Raw genomic sequence first — 251 nt, forward strand, 5'->3', positions numbered from 1 at the left:
ATTCCCCATAACAAACAAAGTTTGTTGAGTGGGCCTAAATGGACTCGAACCATCGACCTCACGCTTATCAGGCGTGCGCTCTAACCAGCTGAGCTATAGGCCCAAAAAGCGTTATTATGCAATTGAGAGTAGGCCTCTCAAAACTAAACAAAGTTTTGTTCCTGTGCAGGTTTCCGTATTATTCCTTAGAAAGGAGGTGATCCAGCCGCAGGTTCTCCTACGGCTACCTTGTTACGACTTCACCCTAATCA

1 tRNA gene and 1 rRNA gene are annotated in these 251 nt (G+C 45.8%); both read right to left on the reverse strand.

Annotated features, from left to right (window positions below):
* Nucleotides 1-29: 29 nt before the first annotated feature.
* A tRNA-Ile gene (locus IWT5_RS11940) sits at nucleotides 30-103 on the reverse strand.
* 86 nt (nucleotides 104-189) lie between these two features.
* Nucleotides 190-251, reverse strand: a 16S ribosomal RNA gene (locus tag IWT5_RS11945); the annotation flags it as partial.

Origin of the sequence: Secundilactobacillus mixtipabuli (assembly GCF_002217925.1) — a bacterium.
Taxonomy (GTDB): domain Bacteria; phylum Bacillota; class Bacilli; order Lactobacillales; family Lactobacillaceae; genus Secundilactobacillus; species Secundilactobacillus mixtipabuli.